At 55.9% G+C, this 21302-nt stretch carries 23 protein-coding genes, 3 tRNA genes, 1 pseudogene and 1 CRISPR repeat array (1 of these 28 cut by a window edge); of the genes and pseudogenes, 17 read left to right on the top strand and 10 right to left on the bottom strand.

Annotation, left to right across the window (positions count from 1 at the left end):
• Nucleotides 1–34 precede the first annotated feature (34 nt).
• The 3 genes from ACZ47H_RS02860 to ACZ47H_RS02850 are packed head-to-tail and all read right to left on the bottom strand — an operon-like array spanning nt 35 to nt 2088.
• Nucleotides 35–400, bottom strand: coding sequence for an RNA polymerase Rpb4 (locus ACZ47H_RS02860; protein WP_464933688.1), 366 nt, complete (start codon nt 398–400; stop codon nt 35–37).
• A gap of 43 nt (nt 401–443) precedes the next feature.
• Entirely contained in the window at nt 444–743 is a 300-nt protein-coding gene (locus ACZ47H_RS02855) for a 50S ribosomal protein L21e (protein ID WP_464933687.1), read from the bottom strand.
• Between the two features lie 31 nt (nt 744–774).
• The gene (locus ACZ47H_RS02850) at nt 775–2088 is read right to left on the bottom strand and encodes a tRNA pseudouridine(54/55) synthase Pus10 (protein WP_464933686.1); all 1314 of its coding nucleotides are present in this window, start codon (nt 2086–2088) and stop codon (nt 775–777) included.
• A gap of 77 nt (nt 2089–2165) precedes the next feature.
• Here ACZ47H_RS02850 and upp point away from each other — a divergent pair, with 77 nt between their 5' ends.
• Nucleotides 2166–2810 carry a uracil phosphoribosyltransferase gene (gene upp, locus ACZ47H_RS02845; RefSeq protein ID WP_464933685.1) on the top strand — a complete coding sequence of 215 codons (645 nt, stop codon included), beginning with the start codon at nt 2166–2168 and terminating at the stop codon, nt 2808–2810.
• A gap of 5 nt (nt 2811–2815) precedes the next feature.
• Here the strand turns inward: upp and ACZ47H_RS02840 are convergent, their stop codons facing one another.
• Nucleotides 2816–3304, bottom strand: coding sequence for a protein-tyrosine phosphatase family protein (locus ACZ47H_RS02840; protein ID WP_464933684.1), 489 nt, complete (start codon nt 3302–3304; stop codon nt 2816–2818).
• A gap of 54 nt (nt 3305–3358) precedes the next feature.
• Nucleotides 3359–4477, bottom strand: coding sequence for an MFS transporter (locus ACZ47H_RS02835; RefSeq protein ID WP_464933683.1), 1119 nt, complete (start codon nt 4475–4477; stop codon nt 3359–3361).
• 502 nt (nt 4478–4979) lie between these two features.
• Between ACZ47H_RS02835 and ACZ47H_RS02830 the strand changes: the two genes are divergently transcribed.
• The 3 genes from ACZ47H_RS02830 to ACZ47H_RS02820 are packed head-to-tail and all read left to right on the top strand — an operon-like array spanning nt 4980 to nt 7497.
• Nucleotides 4980–6326 (top strand): pyridoxal phosphate-dependent decarboxylase family protein, encoded by a 1347-nt coding sequence (locus ACZ47H_RS02830; protein WP_464933682.1) that lies wholly within the window; start codon nt 4980–4982, stop codon nt 6324–6326.
• Nucleotides 6327–6353: 27 nt separating this feature from the next.
• Nucleotides 6354–7145 carry an MFS transporter gene (locus tag ACZ47H_RS02825; RefSeq protein WP_464933932.1) on the top strand — a complete coding sequence of 264 codons (792 nt, stop codon included), beginning with the start codon at nt 6354–6356 and terminating at the stop codon, nt 7143–7145.
• On the top strand, nt 7102–7497 hold the full coding sequence (locus ACZ47H_RS02820) for a hypothetical protein (protein ID WP_464933681.1): 396 nt from the start codon (nt 7102–7104) through the stop codon (nt 7495–7497). Before ACZ47H_RS02825 ends, ACZ47H_RS02820 begins: the two co-directional genes overlap by 44 nt.
• Before the next feature lie 47 nt (nt 7498–7544).
• Here ACZ47H_RS02820 and ACZ47H_RS02815 read toward each other — a convergent pair.
• Nucleotides 7545–7776: transfer RNA gene (locus ACZ47H_RS02815), tRNA-Asp, on the bottom strand.
• 42 nt (nt 7777–7818) lie between these two features.
• On the opposite strand from ACZ47H_RS02815, the gene ACZ47H_RS02810 reads away from it, so the two are divergent.
• Nucleotides 7819–8991 (top strand): Clp1/GlmU family protein, encoded by a 1173-nt coding sequence (locus tag ACZ47H_RS02810; protein WP_464933680.1) that lies wholly within the window; start codon nt 7819–7821, stop codon nt 8989–8991.
• A gap of 53 nt (nt 8992–9044) precedes the next feature.
• A complete protein-coding gene (locus ACZ47H_RS02805) occupies nt 9045–9428 on the top strand; it encodes a cupin domain-containing protein (protein ID WP_464933679.1) in 384 nt (127 codons plus the stop codon).
• Here ACZ47H_RS02805 and ACZ47H_RS02800 read toward each other — a convergent pair.
• Nucleotides 9425–9673, bottom strand: a complete 249-nt coding sequence (locus tag ACZ47H_RS02800; RefSeq protein WP_464933678.1) for a 50S ribosomal protein L13e — start codon at nt 9671–9673, stop codon at nt 9425–9427. The genes ACZ47H_RS02805 and ACZ47H_RS02800 overlap by 4 nt on opposite strands.
• A complete protein-coding gene (locus ACZ47H_RS02795; protein WP_464933677.1) occupies nt 9666–10697 on the bottom strand; it encodes a TIGR00269 family protein in 1032 nt (343 codons plus the stop codon). Before ACZ47H_RS02795 ends, ACZ47H_RS02800 begins: the two co-directional genes overlap by 8 nt.
• A gap of 104 nt (nt 10698–10801) precedes the next feature.
• Between ACZ47H_RS02795 and ACZ47H_RS02790 the strand changes: the two genes are divergently transcribed.
• The gene (locus ACZ47H_RS02790) at nt 10802–11221 is read left to right on the top strand and encodes an HAD family hydrolase (protein ID WP_464933676.1); all 420 of its coding nucleotides are present in this window, start codon (nt 10802–10804) and stop codon (nt 11219–11221) included.
• On the opposite strand, the gene ACZ47H_RS02785 is transcribed toward ACZ47H_RS02790, so the two are convergent.
• Complete coding sequence (locus ACZ47H_RS02785; protein ID WP_464933675.1) at nt 11185–11676, bottom strand: NUDIX hydrolase; 492 nt, start codon at nt 11674–11676, stop codon at nt 11185–11187. The two genes, ACZ47H_RS02790 and ACZ47H_RS02785, sit on opposite strands and share 37 nt — an antisense overlap.
• A gap of 109 nt (nt 11677–11785) precedes the next feature.
• Between ACZ47H_RS02785 and ACZ47H_RS02780 the strand changes: the two genes are divergently transcribed.
• The 9 genes and pseudogenes from ACZ47H_RS02780 (at nt 11786) to ACZ47H_RS02740 (ending at nt 19717) form a co-directional block, all read left to right on the top strand.
• Nucleotides 11786–13531, top strand: a complete 1746-nt coding sequence (locus ACZ47H_RS02780; protein ID WP_464933674.1) for an ABC transporter substrate-binding protein — start codon at nt 11786–11788, stop codon at nt 13529–13531.
• Nucleotides 13532–13587: 56 nt separating this feature from the next.
• On the top strand, nt 13588–14640 hold the full coding sequence (locus tag ACZ47H_RS02775) for an ABC transporter permease (protein WP_464933673.1): 1053 nt from the start codon (nt 13588–13590) through the stop codon (nt 14638–14640).
• Between the two features lie 15 nt (nt 14641–14655).
• Complete coding sequence (locus tag ACZ47H_RS02770; RefSeq protein WP_464933672.1) at nt 14656–15522, top strand: ABC transporter permease; 867 nt, start codon at nt 14656–14658, stop codon at nt 15520–15522.
• Nucleotides 15523–15528: 6 nt separating this feature from the next.
• Nucleotides 15529–16485: an ABC transporter ATP-binding protein gene (locus ACZ47H_RS02765; protein WP_464933671.1), complete on the top strand. Its 957-nt coding sequence runs from the start codon at nt 15529–15531 to the stop codon at nt 16483–16485.
• A 6-nt stretch (nt 16486–16491) separates the two neighbouring features.
• Nucleotides 16492–17492, top strand: a pseudogene (locus tag ACZ47H_RS02760) (ABC transporter ATP-binding protein).
• A gap of 188 nt (nt 17493–17680) precedes the next feature.
• A tRNA-Trp gene (locus tag ACZ47H_RS02755) sits at nt 17681–17757 on the top strand.
• 151 nt (nt 17758–17908) lie between these two features.
• Nucleotides 17909–18292, top strand: coding sequence for a hypothetical protein (locus ACZ47H_RS02750; protein ID WP_464933670.1), 384 nt, complete (start codon nt 17909–17911; stop codon nt 18290–18292).
• 37 nt (nt 18293–18329) lie between these two features.
• Nucleotides 18330–18406: transfer RNA gene (locus ACZ47H_RS02745), tRNA-Asn, on the top strand.
• Between the two features lie 141 nt (nt 18407–18547).
• Nucleotides 18548–19717: an MFS transporter gene (locus tag ACZ47H_RS02740; protein WP_464933669.1), complete on the top strand. Its 1170-nt coding sequence runs from the start codon at nt 18548–18550 to the stop codon at nt 19715–19717.
• A gap of 109 nt (nt 19718–19826) precedes the next feature.
• Here the strand turns inward: ACZ47H_RS02740 and ACZ47H_RS02735 are convergent, their stop codons facing one another.
• Nucleotides 19827–20474, bottom strand: a complete 648-nt coding sequence (locus ACZ47H_RS02735; RefSeq protein WP_464933668.1) for a phosphatase PAP2 family protein — start codon at nt 20472–20474, stop codon at nt 19827–19829.
• A gap of 102 nt (nt 20475–20576) precedes the next feature.
• On the opposite strand from ACZ47H_RS02735, the gene ACZ47H_RS02730 reads away from it, so the two are divergent.
• Complete coding sequence (locus ACZ47H_RS02730) at nt 20577–20699, top strand: hypothetical protein (protein WP_464933667.1); 123 nt, start codon at nt 20577–20579, stop codon at nt 20697–20699.
• A gap of 442 nt (nt 20700–21141) precedes the next feature.
• Nucleotides 21142–21302: a CRISPR direct-repeat array (repeat unit 24 nt; unit sequence CTCTTAGTTTTGCTTGTTTTGAAC) (it continues 3012 nt past the right edge of the window).

The following is a 21302-nucleotide window of genomic DNA, read 5'->3' as shown; positions in this document are numbered from 1 at the left end:
TAGGGAGAGTAATGAATGTGAGGATCGCTTTAAACTATCCTATTCCTCGGGATAGGTGGATGAGCAGTAGTCTGATATGGCCTCTAGGATCTTCTCGAACGAGCTCCTCGTCGTATGTGAGCTCTTTCCTCATGGATAGGATGCTCCTAACCTCTCCCGGGGTTGAGGGGCATATGTTTGCCACCACCACCGACAGCTCCTCGTCGAGGCCTAGATTCATGAGCTTCTCAACCGCCTCCCTGGCCTTGTCCGGGTCCTTATCCCCGAACATCCTGAGGTAGTTCAGCGTCTTATCTATCGTTATGATTACTCCGAACTCTTTCTCCCTAACCCTCTTCTCGAGGAGCCTCCTCGCTTCAGAATAAGTTATGTTCCTCTCCCTTACAATGCGGCGCTCCAATTCCCTGCACCTTAACCAAGTCTAGCAGTTGGGTGGGTGGCTATTAGCTCTTGAGGGGCCTGATGTGCTCTGGGGTTACTATTAGGAGCTTCCTCTTCCTGCCCAGGTAGACTTCTACCTCGTAGGCTCTACCCCTCTTCCCCACTATGGTTCCGGTGAGCCCGTGGAACCTTCTATGGGGCATGGCGTAGTGGAATGAGGGGTCGATCTTTATCGCCACCTTATCCCCTATCTTATACGGGTATAGCAGCACGGTTATCTTGGGGACAGCCCCCTTCTCGCGCACCTTCTTCCTCAGCAACCTCCTGGTCCTGTGCCTGTACCCTCTCGGCGGCTTGACCATATCTACCCTACCCCATCCTCTAACCAGCTCGTCATCTAGGTTTTAAACTAGAGGGTTCCAGTCCAGGATGCTCCACGTAGACTACGTCCAGCTCTACGCACTCCGCCGGCTTACCGAGCACCTCCGTGAAGCTCGGCGTGGTCCTACCCTCGTCGCCGGAGACAAGCTCTTTAACGTAGAGGCCGCCATCGGCAACTATAAGGCACTCTGCAGCATTCTCCATAAGCCTCCTGCACCTTACACTATGCACCCTTCTCCTCCTCAGTACGTCCGGCCTCCTATGGAGGACCCTCCTAGGAGTCCTCTGAAGTATCAGCCTGCCCTTGAAGAACTCTTCGAGCCCGCGCAGGTCATTGTCGTCGACACTACCCTCGAATGCAACTAGGGCCTTGTAGGCTTTCCGCTTCTGCGAGTAGTCCTCCTTGTAGAGCCTAACCATCCGCCTCGACCCGAGGCCCTCAACCCTAAACTCTACTAGACCCCTCCCATCCCTGTTAGCAGCCTCCTCAAGCCTCTCTAATGGGAGCCTCCTCCGCCTCGGAGCCTTCAACTCTATCAAAGCAGGCCTCCCAGAGCCCAGCATGCGGGCGTCAACATCCTCCCTCCCCGAGGCGTGCAGTATCAGCCTCTCGCTACCCGTCTCCCTCAGGAGGCCCCAAGCGGCCTGTTCCACGCTGAAGTACCTGGGTCCCTCCGGTCCCGGCCAGTATGCTTGGCTTATGTAGCGTGCCTTCTTCCAGTACCTTACTCTTATGAAGAGGCTGTTAACCTGGACCTCGATCTCCCCGCTGGGATAGTGTACTAGGAGGGTTGCCTCCGGCTCCTCGAAGTCCGGGCTCATGTCATCGCCCATCATCCTCTTCCCGACCTCCCTCCTTATCTCTGCCTTGATGCTCTCACCGTAGGGAAGGCTGAACTCCTCCCTGATCCTCCTCTCCCTCTCCTCAACCTCGGGGTCGAGCTTCACCCCCACAATATACTTTGATACATCATAGGCTTTGAGTAGGCGTCTCCCATTCTCCGCCGCCTTCATTATAACCTCGTCGAGGCGTCCACCGCAAATGATGCACTCCCTAGCCTCCAGCTTCTCACCATAGAGCTTCTCGTATAGCGGGGCCGCCTGCATGCCAATGTTCCCCGCCACTCTCCTGAACTCTTCGAGGGCGCCCTCCTCCCGCCTCCAGATCCTCTCGTGGAGGCTCATCACCGCTACCCGCTTGAGGGCGTCCCCCCTCTCCCTGTTGCTCCACCCGTACCCTAGAGCCGCGAACAGCCTGCCAAGGCACCTGTCGCATAATGGGTACTTCTTCAACACCTCCAGCGCCTTCCCAGCTACATCGTTCACCCTCTACATCCCCACGCTTGAACAGGGCACAGCCCCTATATACCCTAAACCCGCTACACCATTGCCGTGGGCACACCATGAAGGTAACTGTGCTGGCCGAGCATGCCCCGTTAGCCAGGTGGATCCTCAGGCACCTGCGCGACTCCTCCACTGGGGTTGAGGATTTCAGGGAGTGGATGAGGCGGGCAGGCCTGCTCCTCGCCGCCCACATCTCCAGCGAGATAGAGTGGGAGATGGTTAGGGTTAAGACTCCTCTAGGGGCTGAGGCGGTGGAGCTGGAGCCGAGGGAGAAGCCGCTCCTCGTAGGCATACTGGGGGCTTCGATACCTCTCCTAGAGGGCTTCGAGCAACTATACCCTGGGAGCCCGATTGGACTGGTTGCGGCGAGGAGGATCGAGGAGGGGGAGGGGGTTGAGATAAGACTCTACTATGAAAGACTGCCGTCCCGCTACGAGGGCACAGCTGTACTAGTGGATCCAATGCTTGCAACTGGGCAGACGATCGCCGCGGTGGCAGACGCCGTTGCAGCGAGGGGGGCTAGAAGGATCATAGCCGCCACAGTAATAGCTGCAAGGCCCGGGCTAAGCTACCTCCAAGCCCATGGCGGCGTAGACCACGTCTACACGCTCGCAGTAGACCCCATGCTTAACGACAAGTACTTCATAGTCCCGGGCCTAGGCGATGCCGGAGACAGGAGCCTCGGAGTAACACCGGACCACTAAACCCCCTACACGCTCCTAGCCCTACCCAGAAACTCTTCGAAGTTACGCGAGGACTCCAATACCCTAATAGCCTCCTCAGCTCCAACCCTCTCAACGAGGCCTCCTAGAGCGTAGAGGAACTCGTACTGCTCCCAGGTTTCCGGGCCGCAACCCCTCCTCAGCCTGTAATAGGCGATCGCCTCCTCAACCCCTAACCCCTCTTCCAACACAAGGTATGCGGCGATGAGGGTCCCTGTCCTCCCGCAGCCAGCCATGCAGTGAACATATACGCTGGCGCCCCTCCTCCTCAGCTCGATAAGCTTCAAGAGGGCTCCGGTGAAGTTCCCTAGGGGCTCCACGCTACCATTAAATAAGGGGTAGCAGTACTCGACAGCACCCTCAGCCTCAACCCTGCAGGAGGGGTCGAGGCATATCACCGCGTCAACACGGGGCGCTCTAATACATCCCCCTCCAGCATAGAGGCCCTCCACGATCACCGCGTAATCCTTCCCCACAGTCCTCTACCCCCCGGGTATACTATAGGACCACAGTGCCCTACATGGTCCGGGTCATATGTTTCTCTCACCCCTACCACGGGGCGGCACCTCTCCCGCGCGCCACCTGCCCGGCGCCACAGCCAGAATTAAGGTGGTTGCGAGGAGGAAGCTTGAGACTGCAAGTGCCAGCAGCGGTGCACCAGACAACCCTAAGACTCCAGCAACTAGGAGTATCGTTCCCGTTATACTGTAGCTTGAAGATACGATCGCTGTCCCCATGGCTTCTCCCGCAAGGCTGGAGGCGTGTTTTACCAGTGATAGTTCTAGGAGAGGGTATAGTGGTAGGGTCCATAGGAGTGCCATAGCTATTCCTCTTGACTTGTCTAGGATCAGCGTGTAGGCTGCGTATGCAATGAGGGTCGCCGCGAGCACCCTTGTCGACCCAGCCTCATCGACCAGCCTGCCGGCTAGGGGCCTTGCAACTGCCCCTATTAGTCCAGCGGCGGCGTTTGCTATACTATATAGTGTTGTACCCACCTCCCTGCTTAGCCTCGCCATGTACACGCTCCCTATAATCTCAACTCCAGTGAAGGCTAGTGCCGAAGCGATTATCATCCCCGTGAATCGTAATGGCCCCGGCCCCTCACCGTTACCCGCAGTCTCCACGGGCTTTGAGGGTCCCGCCATCGCCGCCAACGCAATATATACTGCGATAACTGTAGCCCCCATTGCAGCGAGTATAGGTCCTCCCCCTAGCACAGCTGCTGGTATTGGAGCGAGGCTGCCTAGAGTGTAGCCTAGAGTGGCTCCAGCTGTAGCTATGCCGAGGCTCTCGCCTCTCCCACCGCTGCTCGTGAGCGTATACGCATAGATCTGGGGGCCGGCGATAGACCATGCCAGGCTTGCAGCGAACATTATTATGAGGAGGAGGGATCCATCCCCAAGGTATATTCCAGCGAGGACTAGGCCTATGCCCTCGAATATACCTATTAGGAGGGGGACCCTGTACCCGTACCTTTCACTCAACCATCCCCCCAAGAGCCCGGCTATGGTGGGTAGGGTTTCAGCCGCGGCCAGCCTCACCAGGTACGAGGGGTCCCCGTTGTAGACCTGCCTCGATATAGTGAAATACGCCGCCCAAGCCGCAACGTGGATTAGTTGGAGCAGCGCTATTTTGGCCTCCCGCCGCATAGCCTTCTCCCTTTAGGGGCATGATGATGGGCCCCCGAGATCCTGTCATTATACGCATGGACTATTAGTGGATGCTAGTCTCAAGGAAGCCTGTAACCACGAAGACCCTGACCGATATATCCTATTATACTTCTCCCTGCTACTTGCTCGGACCGTTATCTACTCGGCAATATACGCTATCCATGAAGTCCTTGCCACTACACCACTACATGGCCCTGGGAGTCCTAACTATGCTGTTGGGTGTGCTGGGAGGCAACGGGGTGGAGCCACTAGTCCCCCGGGATAGGGGCGGGTTTGGATAATCTTATCCCGGTGATTGCGTCTAGGCTAGCTTCCCTCCGGAGCCCATGCTCGAATCAACGCTCGCACAATAGTATCCGAGTATAACGTGAATGCATGTAAGCCTCGAATCATCCCTCAAATATCATCTACCCACAAGTATCCCTCTCCTAAACCTGTATATACTGGTTTATAGAAACATTATTGCTACGGTGTTACCCCTTTGAATCCTCAGAATAGGATCCTTGAAGAGCTAACTAGGATCAAATCTGGCGATATAGACCCTTCTGAAGGGAGGCTCTTCACCTACATATATGAGACTGGAGATAGCGAGCTCCGGGAGCTGGCTAGGAAAGCCTACACGATGTTCCTCGATACAAATGCTCTAGACCCAACTGTCTTCAAGAGCGCCTTCTTCTTCGAGAAAGAAATTGTAGCTTACGCTAAGCGGTTGATGAATGCTGGCCCCGAGGTTGTTGGCACCGCCACCTATGGTGGTACTGAGAGTATAATGCTCGCTGTGAAGGCGGCTAGGTGGGCTTATCGGAGAAGGCGCGGTAGCGGGGCTGCAGTGCCGGAGATCGTTGCACCCCTAACTGTTCACCCCTCAACTAGGAAGGCGGCCCACTACCTGGGCTTACGGTTCGTTGAAGCCCCGGTGGACCCGGAGAGTAAGAAGGCCTTGGTGGAAGCTGTTAAGGAGAGGATTAGTGATAGGACTGCGCTCGTAGTCTTATCTGCCCCTAACTTCCCCTATGGCACTATTGATCCCGTACGTGATATTGCAGAGTACGCTCGAGACATGGGGGTCCCTGTCCACGTTGATGCGTGTGTCGGGGGCTTCATACTACCCTACTTTGAACGGCTCGGCCTAAGCGTGCCAAGCTATGACTTCAGGGTTGAAGGCGTCTCCTCTATATCGCTGGACGCCCATAAGTATGGCTATACCCCGAAGGGTGCCTCAGTGATACTCTTCCGTGGGGACGAGTTGAAGAAGGGCACGATCTTCGTCGACCTTGACTGGCCCGGCTACCCTCTCATAAACACGACCGTTCTCTCCTCCCGGAGTGTTGCTCCACTAGCTGGGGCGTGGGCTGTAATAAATTATCTGGGGGAGGAGGGGTACCTCGCCCTCGCCCGTAGAGTTGTGGCGGCGAGGGACTCGCTCCTTGAGGGCTTGAGGAGGCTGGGTTTCAGGAGCCTAGCCCCTGCTGAGTCTCCCCTGCTCTCGCTAACCCTAGATGATGAAAGCGAACTTTTCAAGTACCACGCTGGCATGTCGTTAAGGGGGTGGGTTATAGGCTTACAGCCCAGAGTGGAGGGGATAGCCCCCTACAATGTGCATCTCACAGTTATGCCCGTTCATGATAGGGTGGTACCCGACTATCTGCGAGACTCGGAGGAGGTGTTGAACGCTCCACCGCCAAGGGAGCTATTGGAGGTGCTAGAAGCTACTGTGAGGGATCCCCTCAGCCTAGCCTCCAGGATAGGGGAGTCGCCTCTCGACTCTATAATCATCGCTAAGATACTCGAGTCAATCCCCCGGGAGCTGGCAACTGAGAATCGCTAGGCAGCTTGCTGTGGAGGTATTCAAGTGATGAGGAGGAAGCTCCTCCTTGCTGGAGTAGCTCTCGCAGTATTCGACACGCAGGCTATATGGGTTACCTTCTCCCCCGCCAGCTCGCTTGTAGCGGATGAGCTTGGAGTCTCTAATGAGGCTGTAGGATTACTTGCACTGGTCTTCCTGGTGCTCTTCCTAATACTATCCATCCCAGCTGGTCTCCTCCTTGACAGGAGGTTTAAGAGGTGGCTCAGCATAGGAGTCACAGTAACAGGGCTCGCTGGCCTCCTAAGGATACTCTTCCCCCACAACTACTACTGGCTCCTGTCATGCCAGATCCTTGGAGGGGTTGGGCAGGCCCTGCTCATAAACTCCTTCGCACCCTTCGCTAGTAGAGTCTACCCTGAGAAGAGGGGGATGGTGGTCTCACTCCTCAGCCTCTCAATGTACCTAGGAATAATATACGCGTTGGGGTCTGGGAGATGGCTTTACGAGGCCTATGGGCTCACGGGCCTCCTCGCCCCGGTGGCTGCGATATCCCTGGCTGCGATCGCAGTCTACTGGCTTGCTATACGCGGAGCATCGTTCACCGGCGATGGGCAGGGGAAGAGCGTGTTGGAGGAGATGAGGGAGGTCGTCTCCATGAGAGAGCTGTGGATACTAGGCTCTATACTCGGCTTAGGGGTAGCGTTGTTCGATAACATGTCTATATGGCTCGAACCGGTGCTCGCAACTGTGGACCTCGGCGCTCCGAGCAGGCCCCTCTGTAGCCTTATCCATTATAATGGGTCTTGCGGGGATAGCGGTCCTGCCCTCCATCGCTATTAGGAGGTCTAAGAGGAGCCTCTACATTAGGATCGCCGCCCTCTTCGCGACACTAGTCTTCACCACTCTAGCCCTAAGGACCAGCTGGCTTGGAGTGATGACCCTTATACCGGCGCTGGGCCTCATTATGCTCCCAGCGTACCCGATCATAATGGAGTGGATAAGCACCTTCTACCCTGTAAGGATACATGGGAGCTCATCTGGATTCATAGGCTTCGTCTCTAGGATCTTCACCGTCACCCTTGCAACCGTCTCCATCTTCTTCATAGGATCCCCGACAAGCTACTTCGCATTCCTAGCCTCACTGGCCGCCGCTGCGCTCATGGCAGCAGTCCTGCTACCATCGGATAGGTGAGGCTCTCGGATCTCTTACAGCATGTTTAGGATGTGTGTTGAGAGGAGTGGCGCCGCGGCCGGGATTTGAACCCGGGTCACGGGCTCTCCGTGGTCCGCCTCCGCCCCCGCTGGTATCTAATCACGTCCTATAACTCCTTATAAAGCTTCCTATCAGCCCGGACTCTAGGAGGACTATCACACGTCTTAATTCTTAGCTTAATGTAGGCCATCTTGGAGGATGGGGGCGGAGGCGGGCCTTGACAGGCCCGCATACTAGGCCAGGCTATACTACCGCGGCGTCCGCAGTTAGTGTTGATAGTGCTGGTGGGGGTAATAAGGGTTGCTGGAGGAGGGGGAGCATCTACTCCACGGGCCCGGAAGGCTCGATGTGGAGGCGGGGAGCGTAGAGGTCCTCGGATACCGTGTCGAGGCTGGTGGGAGCCTAGTTGTCCCTGTGGGGAGGAGTGTGCTGGCCAGGGTAGAGGCTGGGGCTAGGGCTTCGTATACGGGGAGATCCACTCCAGCTCCCAGGGGCTCCTATGAGAGGTGGTCGAGGGCCGTCGCCGAATTGGGGGATCTAGGCTCTCGGATACTCCTCGTGGGGCCCAGTGATGTGGGTAAGAGCACGCTTGCAGCCTGGATAGCTAATACCATTGCTAGTAGAGAGAATGTTAGGCCATTATTCGCCACCATAGATATAGGGCAGAATGAGAACTACTGCCCCGGCTTCACGAGCAGCGTGGTGGTGGAGCCCCCCTTCATCCCTGGCGGGGGCGGGAGGCTGTATCGGGCTTGCTTTGTTGGCTCCTTCACTCCTGCAACGAGTGTTGCGAGATATGTTTACTGCTCCCGCCGTATAGTGGAGGGGTGGAGCGGCCCCCTAGTTATGGATAGTGATGGGTGGGTCACCCTATGGTCTGGCCTTGAGTCTAAGGTTGCGGTTGCAGCGGCTGTCGGCTTCGATAAGCTCGTCCTAGTTGGCCTCCCCGATAATAGGGCCGAGTACGTGGAGAGGAAGCTGGAGGGGGTTGAAGTCGTCAGGCTCCCCTCGCTAGTCGATTCTAAGAAGACGAGGGGTGAGAGGAGGATCCATAGGGAGAGGCTCCTCGCCAGAGCCCTTGCTGGGGGCCGGGAGAGGGGGTTCCGCGTAGACTCCACCCCAGTCTATGGCGGGCCATTGTTTGCTGGTGAAAGGGTTGACCCCCGAGTAGCTGGCGAGGTGCTGGGGGTTAGGGTGTATTATGCTGAGAGAGTCGAGGGAGAGCTGCGGGTGGTTGCTAGGAGGGACCCCGGCGGTGTAGAGGGTGCTAGGATCGTGGAGCCTGGATGGGAGAGGGGGCTCCTGGCAGCCCTATATTCTGGGGAGAGCGTTGCCCCGGGGATCACTACCCGGGTAAACTATAGGACGGGGACCCTCTACATCTACACTCCCTTCGACGGGAGCCCCGACTATATAGAGCTGGGGGCGGCTAGGGTAGACCCCGACTCCTTCATGGGGAGGGCGAAGTGGTAGCTGTGTAACACCTAATACCCTCACCCCACCACCTATTATAATGGTGTATTCTCATGTCTTGTGGAGAGAAGGTGGCCCACTACTCTAGTGTTGTCGAGGAGCCGGTCCCGGAGGATATGGGTAAAGGGGTTACTATAAGGTGGCTTATCTCAGAGAAGGATGGGGCTAGGAGCTTCTACATGAGGCTCTTCAAGTTCGAGCCTAACACTCATATCAACGCCCACTTCCATCCATGGGAGCACGAGATATTCGTGCTGGAGGGGTCGGGCAGGGTTAGGATCGGGGGGAAGACATACGACATAAGCGAGGGCTACTTCATCTACATACCACCTAACGTGGAGCACGAGTACTGGAGCGGCAGCGAGGGGATGAGGGTCCTCTGCATGATCCCCGCGAGGCCTACGGCGGAAAAGCTGGATAAGCCGTTGGAGTGCTAGCCGCCGCGGCCCAGCTTCTTAAGATAGTCTTTCAGAGCCTCTACATTCCACTCGTGGACGCTCTTCCTCCTCTTATCAACATATAATCCCAGCTTCCTCGCCTCCGCCGGGGTTAGCCCTACAGCCTTCAGCTCTCCTAGGCTGAACCCCCTACCCTTCCTCACGCCCTGGTCTAGCCCGCCGTGCTTTATGAGCCTGGGCCTCTTCACTATGGGTGTGGGCGGCGTCACTTTTCCCTCACTCATCCCTTCCACCACCCTCACTTACCCGTAGCCTGTAGAGTTTTAAGACTTCCCCGCCCCTCCGGTAGGCTTCAGCGTATTGTGGCCTCTGGATCCCCGCCTTCTCCAGGAGCTCGCAGAGCTTGCAGAGCCTCCTTCCATGGCTTGTCGGCTCACCGCACTTCTCGCACCTTGGGAGCGGCTGGGGTTTCAGCTTGCTCGCCTCCTCTTCGAGAAGCGTGTCTAGCGTCTCCATGAATCTAAGGAGGGTCCCTGGCCTCTCCTCCTCCAGCCTGTATAGGGCCCTCCTCACCCGGGCCCGGAGGGTTGGCATGAGGTTTATGTAGGCGCACTCTGTCTCCTGGAGCGGGAACCCTCCTAGGTAAGCGTATGTGGCCGTCTCCCACTCGTAGATCTTTCGGATCGGCTTGACCCTTGGAACTATTAGGGGGCTCGCTGGCTGTGACTGGGGGTGCTGCCTGAGGAGTCCCTCCCAGTCCCCGCGGAGCAGGTTTATGAATGCGGCCTGGCTCTCATCGTCTAGGTTGTGGGCGGTCGCCGTCTTGTCGGCCCCATACATTCTAGCGTAGTGGTTTAGGATCCTCCTCCTGCTTATACCGCAGAAGGTGCATGGTGACACCCTTAGGCCGTTCTTGAAGGCCCTCTCAACGATCTCTGCAAGCGTGTAGCCAGTATACTCCTTTATGCTAGTCATTATATGGTCCACGCCGTATTCTCTCGCCTTCATCCTTACCCGTTCAGCGTATTCCCTCCGATTGTAGCCCGGTATCCCCTCTATGATTGTAACCGCGATTATCCTCCCTGGATCGTGTATCTGTGTAAGCGTGTCGAGGAGGACCCAGCTGTCCTTCCCCCCTGATAGGCCTAGGAGTATGGTCTCTCCCGGCTCTATCATGCGCCACCTTTCGATCTCGGCCTTAACCCTCATCTGCACGTTCTCCATGAAGCACTCTTTGCAGAGCCTCAGCCCCGTGTGCTTCTGGTATACTACTGCCTTCCTCACTCCGCACACGCTGCACGTGGCCACTCCGGCATCATCCCTGTATTACTCCTACCTTGTTAACTGGGGCTTCTTATCCTCCCGTATAAGAGGGTGCCTTGGAGGGTATTGTATCCATGGGGCTATAGGCTATGATGTGCCGGGTGATCGTGTTCGACTTCGACGGCGTCCTCTACCGTGAGGGTGATGTGAGGGGTCTGGGGATCGCGCTGGTAGCAGAGGCTCTCAGCCGCGGGTTTAGAGTCTATATTGTCTCTGGGAGGAGGGTTAGGGATCTGCCACTGGTGAAATCGATCCTCCGCGAGGCGGGGGTTCCTCCTGGGAGGCTCTCGGGGATCATGCTGCGGGATAGGGGGAGTGAAGCCTGGTTTAAGCTGTCAGCTTACTCCTCCATAGTAGACTCTGAGGGGTGTATTCTAGAGATCCATGACGATAACGCTGAGGCCCTATGGCCTGCGAGGAGGATTGTGAGTGGGGGTCTGGTCCTCCACTATAACGGCTACTGCAGCGTCATCTATGGGTCCACTGTTTTCGAGGCTTGTAGAGAGTAGAGTCTCCTTAGGATGCGCAGGGTTGCTCCCCATAGCACTCCGCCCGCCAGCCTATAGCCTTCGACGGTGAGCCCCCTCTTAGGATGTTTTACCTTCACCGTGGGTGTTCCCGCTATAGATAGGGGAATCCAGAGTACTGCGTCTACCTCGCTGCTGGCTGGCTTGGGGCAGAGGGGTCCCTTAGGCCTCGCCAGGACTGGGTAGATGAGCCTCCCACCTACTAGGGTCTTCTCGGGCGGTAGGAGTCCCTCAACCTCTACCATTGAGGGGTGTATCCAGGCCTCCTCCCATGCCTCGCGGAGCGCGGCTTCAACCAGGCTCTCCCCCCTCTCCACGTGCCCTCCTGGTAGGGCGATATCGCAGGACCAGTAGGATTCGAGCCTGCAGCTCTTCCGGACAACGAGTATCCTAGGGGGGTTCCCCCAGAGGAGTGCGAGGACCGCCGCTATCCTCAATATATACACCGAGCCGTGTCCGGAATTGACTTGTTGGATTGAAAGATATTTAATGTCTCTATCCCCCTCGATTGTCCACGACTATTAATCCCACAGGGTGGACACCGAGATGAGTTATAGGAGGAGGGCGGCTAGTACCACCACCTGGGTCGCGGCTATAATAATCATTGTATTGATCATAATTGGAGCCGCCTACTTCCTTGCAGGTAAGGGGGGAGGCGGAGCAGCGACAACTACGACCGGGACCGCGACAGGTGGAGGAGCCACCACTACAACAACCACGGCTACCGCGACAGGCGGGGTTAGTACACAGGGCGTAGTAGTGATAGGTGTGACTGACAAGATAACTGACCTCGACCCAGCGAACGCCTATGACTTCTTCACCTGGGAGGTCCTCAGCAACGTCATGGCCGGCCTGGTAAAGTACGATCCAGACACGGGCGAGATCGTTGGCGACCTGGCGACGAGCTGGGACGTACAGGATAATGGGACCGTGTGGATCTTCCACCTGAGGCACGATGCGAAGTTTGCCGACGGCACCCCTTGTACAGCGCAGGACGTGGTTAGGAGTATTGAGAGGGTTATGAAGATCCAGGGCGACCCGAGCTGGCTAGTCACCGACTTCGTCGAGAACGTCACAGCCCTAGACAACTATATTGAGAGGGTTATGAAGATCCAGGGCTACCCGAGCTGGCTAGTCACCGACTTCGTCGAGAACGTCACAGCCCTAGACAACTATACTGTAAAGTTCACTCTGAAGACTCCCGCGAGCTACTTCCTAGCACTTGTCGCGACGCCCCCATACTATCCTGTCAGCCCCAAGTACCCCATGGACCAGATTGCGAGCGACGCAACGTGGGGAGGATGCGGCCCATACATGATAAAGGAGTGGATTAGGGATGAGAAGCTAGTCCTAGTACCCAACCCATACTATTACGGCGAAAAGCCGAAGAACAGCAAAGTGGTGATCTCATTCTACTCCTCCGCTAAGGCGTTGAAGGATGCTCTCCTATCCGGGCAAGTGGATATAGCTTGGAGGACCCTCAACCCAGAGGATATCCAGGATCTCAAGAGCAACCCCAACTATAATGTGATAGAGGTGCCCGGACTCTACATAAGATATGTCGTGATAAAGACTGATGCCCCGCCAACCGATAACGTGCTCGTGAGGAGAGCACTCGCCGCCGCAGTGAACAGGACGGAGATCGCCCAGCTAGTCTATAAGGGGACCGTGGAGCCGCTCTACAGCCTGGTCCCCGCAGGTCTATGGAGCCACGTGGACGTGTTCAAGGAGAAGTATGGAGATGGAAACCTCGACCTCGCGAGGCAGCTCCTCCAGCAGGCTGGCTACAGCGAGAGCAACAAGCTCCACATAGAGTTGTGGTATACTCCAACCCACTATGGTGATACAGAGCAGCAACTCGCAGCGGTCCTCAAGACGGAGTGGGAGAAGACTGGAATGATCACTGTCGATGTGAAGAGCAGTGAGTGGTCCCAGTACGTGGACCAGTTGAGGAATGGAGAGATGATGGTGAGCCTCCTAGGATGGTACCCCGACTACCTTGACCCCGACGACTACCTGACGCCGTTCCTAGCATCTTCAGCTAATGGGTGGACTGGTACAGGGTACTCTAACCCAACCGTTGACCAGCTGCTGAAGAAGGCGCAGATCCTTACAGACCAGGACCAGAGGGCTGAGATATACAAGCAGGTCCAGGAGATACTCGCGGACGACGTGCCCTATATACCATTGATACAGGGCAAGCTCTTCCTTGTGACCTCGCAGAACGTTGAGAGCCTGAAGGTAAGCCCGCTGATGTTCTTGCTCTACGACACCATACAGGTAAAAGGATAATTTAATACATTCATTTCTTTTTTAATTGGTTAACCAAACACGTATATAATCCTACTATGAACCAATCATTCAACGCGAGTCTGGGTGTTGATGGAGTGGGGCGACTGCTGCGCTACATAGTGGTTAGGGGGCTCCTCATAATCCCAACGATACTCATACTCTACACGCTAGTCTTCATACTCCTAAGAGTGATCCCCGGAAACCCCATCCTCTCAGCCCTGGGAACACACTATGTTCCACCAGAGATCCTCGAGGAGAAGATGCACAGGCTAGGCCTGGATAAGCCCCTAATATACCAGTACTTCGACTACCTGTGGAATATTCTCCACGGGGACTTCGGGGAGAGCATGGTTATAGAGGGTAGGTCGATATCTCGGGACCTAGCATACAGGATCCCCGCTACAGTCGAGCTGACTATCGCTGGCTTCACAGTCAGCGTTCTCCTCGGAGTAGCCACGGGGGCTCTGGCTGCGGTTAAGAGGGGGTCTAAGACAGACTATGCTATGAGGATATATGGTATAGTAGCCTACACGCTCTTCATACCCTGGCTTGGCTCCCTCCTAATACTCCTCTTCTCCGTATACCTAGGCTGGCTCCCTAGTGGGGGGAGGCTTGACCCGTCGATAAGCCTCGACAGGATAACTGGGATCTACACGCTAGACGCCCTATTGACGGGTAACATGGAGGCTTTCATCAATGCTGTCAAGCACCTAATTCTCCCCTCCCTCACCCTCGGCATAGTCCTTAGCGGCCCCTACACTAGGCTTGTACGCTCCAATCTATCCGACATACTGCAGGCTGACTTCATCCGGGCTTATAGGGCTAGGGGGCTTGCGGAGAGGAAGGTGCTCTGGTACGCGTTGAAGAACGCGATGATCCCAGTGGTAACATACATGGGGCTGCAGTTCGCTATATTATTGGGTGGAGCAGTCCTTACCGAGACGACGTTCTCTTGGCCCGGGCTGGGGAGCTACTTGTTCGAGAAGATACAGTATAGGGATTATAGTGCGATCGAGGGGACTATCATGGTTTTCGCCTTCATAGTTGGCATAGTGAGCCTCATCGTCGACGTCATCTACGCATTGATCGACCCGAGGATAAGGTACTAGGAGGGGGTGGTGTGGATGAGGACAGCTGAATTGCTCTTTGGAGGCGTACTGGCGAGGAAGCCTGGGAGAGGCCTAGTCCTTGCGGGCTTAACCATAATAATCGTGTTCACGCTCTTAGCGGTTTTCGCTCCTTGGATAGCCCCGTATAGCCCGACGGAAACCAGTGTTCCCCTTAAGCTTGCAGGGTCCCCGCAGCCGCCTGATCGCAGGCATATTATGGGTACAGCCGAGCTCGGCTACGATGTATTCTCGAGGATCGTCTGGGGGTCTAGGGTTGTCTTGTTCGTGGTGGTGCTCTCAGCTATACTATCAATGATTATAGGCGTACCCCTAGGCCTAGTGTCGGGCTTCTACGGCGGCGTGTTGGATAGGGGGCTCAGCATGATCATGGATAGCATCTATGCTTTCCCAGGCATAGTGCTCGCTCTAGCTGTTGCTAGCGTGCTCGGCCCCAGCCCCGCCAACGCCGCCATATCGCTGAGCGTGGTGTATGTTCCCACCTTCTACAGGATGGTTAGGGGCCAGGTGCTCGAGGTTAAGGAGAGCCTCTATATTGAGGCGGCAGAGGCGCTCGGGTACCCGAGCAGCCATATAATGCTCCACCACATCCTCCCCAACGTCGCCTCCACAGTCCTGGTGGTCTTCGGGTTAGCAGCTACAGACGCTATACTCACTGAGGCTGGCCTAGCATTCTTCGGCCTAACAGTATCCTATCCAAGCCCTGATTGGGGCCTCGATCTAAGGGTTGGCTTGAGGTACCTCGACAAGGGGGCGTGGTGGGTCACAGTCTTCCCGGGGCTAGCGATTACCCTCCTAGCCCTCGGCTTCGCCCTCGTCGGGGAGGGGCTTGGGGAGAGGTATGCGATTAGAACTGAGAGGTGAAGCGTCTTGGATGCCCTGGTGAGGATAGAGGATTTGAGCGTCCACTACTACACTCTCACCGGCGTGGTTAAGGCTGTTGACAGGGTAACCCTCGACCTGCCGCGGGGAGAGTTCGTAAGCTTCGTCGGAGAGTCTGGCAGCGGGAAGAGTACTCTTGCCCTAGCCCTCCTCAGGCTGATCCCTCCCCCCGGCAGGATAGCTGGGGGTAGGATCGTCTTTGAGGGGACTGATCTAGTAGGGCTGCCGGAGAAGAAGATGAAGGGGATCAGGGGCAGGAGGATCTCCATGGTATTCCAGGATCCTATGACCAGCCTAGACCCCCTGCGTAGAGTGGGGGAGCAGATAGCAGACGTATACCTCGAGCATGGGGTTGCAAGCGATAAGAAGGAAGCCTTGAAGCTAGCGGGTGAGGCTTTAGAGATGGTGGGCATGCCAAGGGATAGAGTCTACTACTACCCACACCAGCTCAGCGGAGGCCAGAGGCAGAGAGTGTTAATCGCTGCAGCCGTCGCGTTGAAGCCTTCCCTCCTCATAGCAGACGAGCCCACTACCGCCCTCGACGTGATCGTGCAGGCCAAGATCATGGACCTACTAGAGGACCTCATGAGAGAGCTCAAGATGACGGTTCTCCTCATAACCCACGATATAGCCCTCGCCTCCGAGAGGAGCAATAGGATCGCCGTAATGTACGCGGGGAGAGTGGTAGAGTACGGGCCTGTGGATGCGGTGATAGAGGATCCACTCCACCCCTACACCCGGGGACTCTTAGAGAGCGCGCCCGACCTATGGGGGGAGAAGAGGATCAAGGGCCTCCCAGGGACCCCTCCAGACCTCCGCAGACCCCCTCCAGGATGCCCCTTCCACCCGAGGTGCCCCAGGAGGTTCGAGCCCTGCGATAAGGTTGATCCATCCTATACGAGGGTTGGGGATAGGATAGTGCTCTGCCACCTATACTCGGGGTGAGATTGTATGGGTGTACTGGTGAGTGTTAGGGGGTTGAAGAAGTACTTCGTCCAGGGAGGAGGATTCCTTGGCGGCGAGAAGCAGATCGTGAGGGCTGTTGATGGGGTCAGCTTCGACATAGCTAGGGGGAGACGCTCGCCCTAGTCGGGGAGAGCGGGTGTGGAAAGACTACTACGGGGAGGCTTGTCCTCCGCCTCCTCGAGCCTGATGAGGGAAAGATAGTCTTCGACGGCATTGATATAACCCACATGAGTAGGAAGGAGCTCCGCCCACTCCGGAGGAGGATGCAGATGATCTACCAGGACCCCTACGCCAGCCTCAACCCGAGGAAGCCTATCGGCGAGGCTATAGCAGAGCCCCTCATAGTCCATGGCCTAACTGACAAGGAAGAGGCGAGGAAGCGAGCCACTAAGATGCTTGAGAGGGTAGGGCTCACACCCCCCGAGGACTTCTATAATAGGATACCGAGCCAGCTGAGCGGGGGGCAGAGGCAGAGGGTGGTTATAGCCAGAGCCATGATATTGAAGCCAGACTTCGTAGTGGCGGACGAGCCCGTGTCAATGATAGACGTCTCGATGAGAGCCTCCATACTAGAGCTCCTGAAGAGCTTCCAACTGGAATACGGCCTGTCAATGCTGTTCATAACCCACGACCTCTCCGTTGCAAGGCTGATAGCCGACAAGATAGCTGTCATGTACCTCGGGAAGATCGTGGAGTACGGGCCCGTTGACGATGTGCTACAAGACCCTAGACACCCCTATACTGCGGCGCTAGCCACTGCTGCTCCAAGCATTCGGAGGAGGAGGAGGAAGAGGCTGGACATAAAGGGTGAGGTAGCAGATCCGAGGAACATACCCTCGGGGTGCAGGTTCCACCCAAGGTGCCCCTTCGCGAAAAGAGACTGCTCCCTGAAGGAGCCCGTGCTCAGGGAGGCGGACCCTGAGAGGCTTGTGGCATGCCACTACCCGCTCGAGGAAGGCTTCCTGAAACGCTGGCTGGGAGGGTAGCCGGCGTCTCATGCGGGCCTTGTCATCAACAGCGGCGCTCACACCCTGCTGAAGAGGGGGTCACGCCGCCTCTAGACCCGGGTTCCAGAACCCTGTCACCCGCCAGCCACCCTCCACCAGGATCCCCACGCGGGGAACCCTTATTACATTCCACCACCCAGAAATACTGTTACTGGTGCCTGGCTGGAGGGCCCGTAGCTCAGCCAGGCAGAGCGGCGGGCTCCAAACCCGTAGGTCGGGGGTTCGAGTCCCCCCGGGCCCACCACACACGTAGGTCCCGGGAGCTAGAGATAGGGGCCCTCCACCCTTTGCCTGCATCCAAATCCTAATATCCTGAGCCCGTGCCCCGCGCTCCTAACATGGATCAAGGTTAAACCTTTATCCCAGGTAATTGAATCCTTCAATGGGGTCTCATAATGGTTAGGAGGAAACCATACGTCACCCACATACTCGAAGCAAACAGCGATGGCAGCGTAACCATATATGGTATAGGGAAGCCTAAGAAGCTAATGCTCCCAAGTGAGGTGGCGGAGTGGGCTAGTAATAGCGTGATCGCTAGAAGGCTCCTAGAAGAACTGATCACCCACTACAAGTTCCGGGCGAGACTGAGCCATCCAGGTAGCCTGAGAAGCCTGCTCCTACTCCTATACTCGAGAGCCCACAGGATACCGCCGTACAAGACCGCTAGGAAGTATGGTGTCGCACCGGAGCAGCTCTACAGGATAGAGAGGGGGCTCAAGAAGGATGGATTATACGAGCTTGTCATGAACCTGTTAGCCCTGGAGTCGGAAAACCCCTAAAAACCCCTCACACCCAATAGATTCATGCGCGGAGGGCGCCGGGGTAGCTCAGCTAGGTAGAGCGCCGGGCTGTTAACCCGGTGGTCGGGGGTTCGAGTCCCCTCCCCGGCGCCACCGAATCCTCCTATAGACTTGAGAATTACTGGAAATATCCCCTTGTGTTGCTTGTTGCTGTCTATGCCGTGTTCTCCTACTATTTTATTATAGGGGTGCGGTCTGGCGGATTGTTGGATATCCGATATATCGGGGGTAGACATGGGGAGGCTGTGGACGAGGAACGTGGTGGCACTGACCCTCTACAACGTGTTCAGGGGCTTCGCTGTAGGGGGATTCATGACACTCTTCCCCATGTATATGAAGTATCTTGGCTACTCTATGAATAGTATTGGGGGTGTTATATCTGTTGGAAGCATCCTACTATCCATTATACTCCCAGTTATAGGGTATATGATTGACAGGTATGGGTCCCGGTTGATGGTGACTGTAACAGGCTTCCTCCTCGTCCTCGCAATGCTCCAAGCCATCCTCGCAGGCAGCCTTATAGGTTTAGGCGTCGCTTACGGCCTCTTCCTATTCAGCTTCCTGGCAGGGCAACCTGCTAGGATGAGCTTCCTCGCCTCCAGCGTTGGGGCTTCTAGGATGGGTGAGGCTGTAGGTTTATCTGGGGGCGTGTTTAGTGCTTCGAGGACTCTTGGCCCCCTTGTCTCGGGGATTGTGGCGCGGGTTTGGGGTTTTAGGCCGGCTTTCATCATGCTTGAGGCTTCAGCTCTCCCGGGGCTCGCCGCCTTCATAGTATTGAGTGAGCCCGCTCCATCCCTGGACAAACCTAAGAGTATTATTGAAGCCTACAGGTATCTTGCGAGGCCCCCTAAGCCCTTCGCACTGGTACTTGGCTTCGTCTCCCTGGACAGGTTCGCTTGGAGCCTCTGGTTCCCTATGCTGAGCGCCCACCTCTATGCTTCTGGTTATGGGGAGGATCAGGTCGGCTACATTATAACCTTGTCTGGGGTTGTGAGGACAATAACCCTCCCCCTGGTTGGGGGGTGGGTGGATAAGCTGGGTGCTTGGCTCGCAATCTCTGTTGGAGAAGTTGCAGGAGGCTTGGCCGCACTCCTCTACGCTGCCCCCTCCAACTGGATCAATGTAGTAGGAGCATCCATTGCAATGGGTATTGGTATAGCGGTATGGATACCTGGCTACAATAGTCTAATAGCTAAGGTTACCGGGGGGACTGGGGGAGCATATGCAGCTGCAAATACTGCGAGGAGCCTCTTGGGCTCACCAGCCCCCGTAGCCGGAGGCTTCCTCTACGATTCAATTGCCCCAGGAGCCCCCTTCCTAGCTAGCACCCTACTACTAGCTGGGGCAAGCATCTATGCAATAACCCTGCTACGAAGGGTTGAGGAGGCGCCCCCGAGAGCATAGTATAGTATGCTTCCCATGGGGTTTCCTCCAGCCTGGGGGCCCCGGGGGGCTCTCAGCGCCTGTGGAGCGGATAGCTCGTTGGGCCATCTCAAGCCCCTTCCATGGGACCTCACTCGGCTAAGAGGGTATCGACTCCGAGCTTTTCCACGATTGAATTGTAGATTGAACGCCAGGTATCACCCGTTGACTCAATGATCACGGAGACCCAGGGGCCCAGTATGAGGCCGAAGAGGACATCGCTTAGCCAGTGGACGTGTAATAGGATCCTCGAGAGGGCTATGAGGAGCGCATAGGTCCACCAGAGTAGACGGTACCTGGGGAGCCTCCTATCGAGGAAGTATGCTAGGATCGACGCCCTTGTAGCGTGGCCCGAGGGGAACGCGTAGTAGTCGGCGTTCACCAGCGCCTGTAGAATTGCCATGCTCATCGGGGACTCGCCGGGCCTTGGAACCTGTGTAAGCGCCTTCAGTAGGGCAACCAGGATCATCCCCGCTACTAGGGCTACTATGAAGTTCAGGGTGTCCAAGCTAACCCTACCCCTCCTCCTAACATCCCATATGATAAAGGCTAGAGCGTATACTCCGAAAGCCAGGCCCGCGGTACCAGTCAGGAATTCAATCCAGAGGGAATTCACCTGGGGGGTGCGAGCCGATACAGTACTGTCCACTCCATTGAATAATCCGAGGACCTCGGCTACAACCATGAACACAACAAGTAAGGTCAGGAACCCTAAGAGCAATGCCCTCGAATCACGCATCACCCAAACCCATTTATCACTCAAACCCGGGAATAGCCTGAATAAATTACTTAGTCCTCGTTTCAGTGTCTTTTGGATTCTTCAGTATAGGAGTAGGTAGCCTTGAGCTTCAGGGTTGCGATAGCCATAGATAACCTGGAGACCAAGCCACTAGTAGTTAACCCCATAACACCCGACTATGAATCATCCTCCACCCCCAAATGCTTCAAGATACTCCAGGGTTAACTCCATCTACCCCAATACATCGGATTGGATCATAAACCCCAATCTCCTCCAGGATATGTGTTAGATCAATCCCCCTCCACCTAATACCAAGGATCCCAGCTATATCCCTCGGCATCCCCAATATTCTCAGACTCACTATCCCTATCAGGCATTATTAAGCCAAAAACCCTTCCTCCACCCAACAGCCCTAACAGCCAAGAAAGCAGTAACTGTGGAGTCAATAACCACCACTCAAACCCAGAATCACTCCATCCTTCCCAAACCTACTCACCGTATCAACGATAAAATCAGTAGCCCCCCCCCCCCCCCAACAACACTCTCATAATCTAGATTCTCATGCTCAGCCAATAATTCATTCAACATCCACTCACCAATAAACTATATAACATGTTTCAATTTTGTTTTAAACATATAATAGTGAGTACCTGGGTGAGTCTAGCCTCTCTTAGTTTTGCTTGTTTTGAACGAGCCGGAGCACCTTCCTACCCTGCCTCCACTCCTCTTAGTTTTGCTTGTTTTGAACTGATAACTGGAAGGTTACCGCTAGTGCTGGGGAAATCTCTTAGTTTTGCTTGTTTTGAACTTAGCAATTATCTGTGGCGG

The organism is Thermodiscus maritimus (assembly GCF_055382595.1).
Note: the sequence above shows the minus strand (reverse complement) of the source record. Positions and strands in the feature narration are given on the sequence as shown.

Bases quoted from the DNA above. Each gene is read 5' to 3' on its own strand.
- ACZ47H_RS02855 (WP_464933687.1), bottom strand. From the start codon at position 743: ATGGTCAAGCCGCCGAGAGGGTACAGGCACAGGACCAGGAGGTTGCTG.
- upp (WP_464933685.1), top strand. From the start codon at position 2,166: ATGAAGGTAACTGTGCTGGCCGAGCATGCCCCGTTAGCCAGGTGGATC.
- ACZ47H_RS02835 (WP_464933683.1), bottom strand. From the start codon at position 4,477: ATGCGGCGGGAGGCCAAAATAGCGCTGCTCCAACTAATCCACGTTGCG.
- ACZ47H_RS02825 (WP_464933932.1), top strand. From the start codon at position 6,354: ATGAGGAGGAAGCTCCTCCTTGCTGGAGTAGCTCTCGCAGTATTCGAC.
- ACZ47H_RS02820 (WP_464933681.1), top strand. From the start codon at position 7,102: ATGGGTCTTGCGGGGATAGCGGTCCTGCCCTCCATCGCTATTAGGAGG.
- ACZ47H_RS02805 (WP_464933679.1), top strand. From the start codon at position 9,045: ATGTCTTGTGGAGAGAAGGTGGCCCACTACTCTAGTGTTGTCGAGGAG.
- ACZ47H_RS02800 (WP_464933678.1), bottom strand. From the start codon at position 9,673: ATGAGTGAGGGAAAAGTGACGCCGCCCACACCCATAGTGAAGAGGCCC.
- ACZ47H_RS02790 (WP_464933676.1), top strand. From the start codon at position 10,802: ATGATGTGCCGGGTGATCGTGTTCGACTTCGACGGCGTCCTCTACCGT.
- ACZ47H_RS02780 (WP_464933674.1), top strand. From the start codon at position 11,786: ATGAGTTATAGGAGGAGGGCGGCTAGTACCACCACCTGGGTCGCGGCT.
- ACZ47H_RS02775 (WP_464933673.1), top strand. From the start codon at position 13,588: ATGAACCAATCATTCAACGCGAGTCTGGGTGTTGATGGAGTGGGGCGA.
- ACZ47H_RS02770 (WP_464933672.1), top strand. From the start codon at position 14,656: ATGAGGACAGCTGAATTGCTCTTTGGAGGCGTACTGGCGAGGAAGCCT.
- ACZ47H_RS02750 (WP_464933670.1), top strand. From the start codon at position 17,909: ATGGTTAGGAGGAAACCATACGTCACCCACATACTCGAAGCAAACAGC.
- ACZ47H_RS02740 (WP_464933669.1), top strand. From the start codon at position 18,548: ATGGGGAGGCTGTGGACGAGGAACGTGGTGGCACTGACCCTCTACAAC.
- ACZ47H_RS02735 (WP_464933668.1), bottom strand. From the start codon at position 20,474: ATGCGTGATTCGAGGGCATTGCTCTTAGGGTTCCTGACCTTACTTGTT.